Annotated in this window: 2 protein-coding genes and 1 pseudogene; 1 reads left to right on the plus strand and 2 read right to left on the minus strand. The window is 48.3% G+C overall.

Annotated elements, in window-relative coordinates:
* Nucleotides 1–463: pseudogene (locus R8269_RS23640) on the plus strand (insulinase family protein); the annotation flags it as partial.
* Nucleotides 464–520: 57 nt separating this feature from the next.
* Here R8269_RS23640 and R8269_RS23645 read toward each other — a convergent pair.
* Nucleotides 521–973, minus strand: a complete 453-nt coding sequence (locus R8269_RS23645) for a bactofilin family protein (RefSeq protein ID WP_017447171.1) — start codon at nt 971–973, stop codon at nt 521–523.
* Nucleotides 877–1,830: a M23 family metallopeptidase gene (locus R8269_RS23650; RefSeq protein ID WP_005455166.1), complete on the minus strand. Its 954-nt coding sequence runs from the start codon at nt 1,828–1,830 to the stop codon at nt 877–879. Before R8269_RS23650 ends, R8269_RS23645 begins: the two co-directional genes overlap by 97 nt.
* Nucleotides 1,831–1,895: the final 65 nt, after the last annotated feature.

Below are 1,895 nucleotides of genomic sequence, written 5' to 3' on the forward strand. Positions count from 1 at the left end.
CACGGTGATAGAAGACATTCTGGAGCGCATCAGTGCCGCACGAGTACTGGAGACGTTCCGTGAAGAATCAAGCTTAGATTACAGCCCTAGCATTTATACGATGACGCAAGATGGTGAGCCGATTTCGGACTGGTTGTTTGAATCGCAGGTGGATCCAAAAGATGTGGGTTTGATGGATAAACTGTTGGATAAGGTTTTCGACGATCTCGCGATCAACATTACCCAGAAAGAAGTCGACACCGCGGCCAAGCAGCTTGCTGTCGCGATGCAAGGATTGGGTGACAACCCTGGTTCTCGCGCTTGGGTTTACAGCCGCTACCTCGCGCACGACTACGGATTGGATGTTGTGTTGGATGTGGAGAAAGCCGCTAAGAGCGTAACACTAGAAGAAGTGAAAGCACGTGCGGCATCGGCGTTTGGTCCGAATGCCAAGCGTTCTGCGCTGATTCTCAACCCGATGTAAAACCAGACATTGGATGCAAACAGTAAAACGAAAAAGACGGCTTAATCGCCGTCTTTTTTATGCGCTTTTGCGCGCGAGTCGCTTTTCAGTGTTGGCGCTGTTGTCTTTCGCCGTTGCGCTTTCTTGCACTTTGCCTTTCAGGCTGACCACTTCTTTTTCTGGCAATTCTGCTGCTTCACCGAAGAACTTACCGCCCGGTTCAATGCTCAGATTGTTGCTCCAGATTTTGCCACTGACACGACCTTTGGTGAGTACTTGAATGTGCTCTGCGTGACAGTTTCCGTCCAGAATACCATTGATGATCAGCTGCTTGGCATACACATCGCCAGTGACTCTACCGCTTTCTGCAACGACTAACGTGCCTTCGACATTCAGTTGACCATCGACGATGCCGTCAATCTGGACGTCGTTTTCTACTTTGAGTTCTCCGCTAACAGTACAGCCTTTGGCGATGAGAGTTGAAGCTGCTGAGCTACTCGTTGTTCCACGGTTTTTATCAAAGATTCCCATCGTATTTTTCGCTCCTTAGTAAAGATATCTTCAAAATTATTAAGGCTCCAATCAACAAACGGTTTTGGGTTCAATGCTCGTCCGACAAAGCGCACTTCGTAGTGCAGATGTGGGCCAGAAGAGAGCCCACTGTTGCCAGAAATCCCAATCAAATCGCCTTTTCTTACGAATTGGCCGCTTTGCACTTTGAATTTCTTTAAGTGCGAGTAAGAACTGGTAAAACCGAAAGAGTGCTGTAGCCTCAGAAAGTTGCCAGAGCCGGTATTGCTGCGACGAGTGACTTCCACCACGCCATCGGCAGGGGCATAAATTTTTGTTCCGATGTTCACCGCGAAATCTAATCCGCGGTGCATTTTCGCTACCTTGGTGACAGGATGAATACGTTTGCCAAAACCGGATGAAAGTCGAACTTTACCTACTGGCGAACCGTTTGGAATTTGATTGAGCATCAGCGTTCGTACATTCGAAGTGATCGCTGCTGAATCCAGTCGAGTATCCAAATCTTCATTGGTGGCGTGATTGTCCACGCCAAGCACTTTTTCTAGCTCGCCTAAGCGCTCGGAAACCAACTGAACCCGCTCCTCTCGCTCTGAAAGGTCGTTTTCTAGTTCAGACTTCAACGCCTTTAATGTACTGAGCTCTTCGCCCATGCTGCGTGAGTGCTCGGTGAGCTGCGCTTGTTTCATCGCTGCGCTATCGACCCGCGCGTAGAGATGGTTTATGAGAATGGCGGTAGCTGCCAAAGTCAGTACAAATAGCCCTAAAAAGGTTTTTAGGTTGCGTTGCATCCGTTTACTGAAATACCAATGCTTGGAGCCATTGATGGTTGATATCGAGATCGTCAGTTGGTCTTTCATCATGTCGTAATGATCGTATTCTGGTATAAGCCTCGTCACTGAGTGAGCTCAACTGTAAGGAAAAC

The organism is Vibrio sp. Vb0667 (assembly GCF_033391095.1).